General features: G+C 41.0%; 1 protein-coding gene. It reads left to right on the forward strand.

From position 1 onward, the window contains the following. The first annotated feature begins 110 nt into the window (after window positions 1–110). Entirely contained in the window at window positions 111–344 is a 234-nt protein-coding gene (locus AB4274_RS22105; RefSeq protein WP_010428389.1) for a phosphonate metabolism protein, read from the forward strand. Window positions 345–410: the final 66 nt, after the last annotated feature.

The raw sequence follows: 410 nt of genomic DNA on the forward strand, positions 1-410 counted from the left end.
TTTTACTTTAATTGGTATAACTTCCTTTTAAAATGGTCCCGAATGAAACTGAAGTACTGCAGTTTTAGGCTGGTGAAGTACTTTGATACAATGGAATGATTAACTCATTTATGTTGATGCAGGGTCTGAACTGCTTGATTGTTTTCGTTGGCAACCGCTGCTTAAGGCGTACCGCCATACTCGATTGCGTTTGGCAACTGCGTCCTCGGTTTGATGCTCCTAGCTATGCCGAGCGATTAGAAAGCTTTGAATGGTGGCATTGGGATGATGAAACACTAGCAGAAATATTGCCACCATTCCAAAAAGATTGCGGTGAGTTTTTGGCTTACTTTGAGCAAGTCTAACCCCAATATATTTTAAGTCTGAAACTAAAAAAGCAGCCTAAGTGGCTAATGCCGTTCACTTAAGAG

The sequence above is a fragment of the Vibrio sp. 10N.261.55.A10 genome, from assembly GCF_041470825.1.
GTDB lineage: Bacteria > Pseudomonadota > Gammaproteobacteria > Enterobacterales > Vibrionaceae > Vibrio > Vibrio crassostreae_C.

Coding starts and splice junctions, on each gene's coding strand:
- AB4274_RS22105 (WP_010428389.1), top strand. CDS start 111: ATGTTGATGCAGGGTCTGAACTGCTTGATTGTTTTCGTTGGCAACCGC.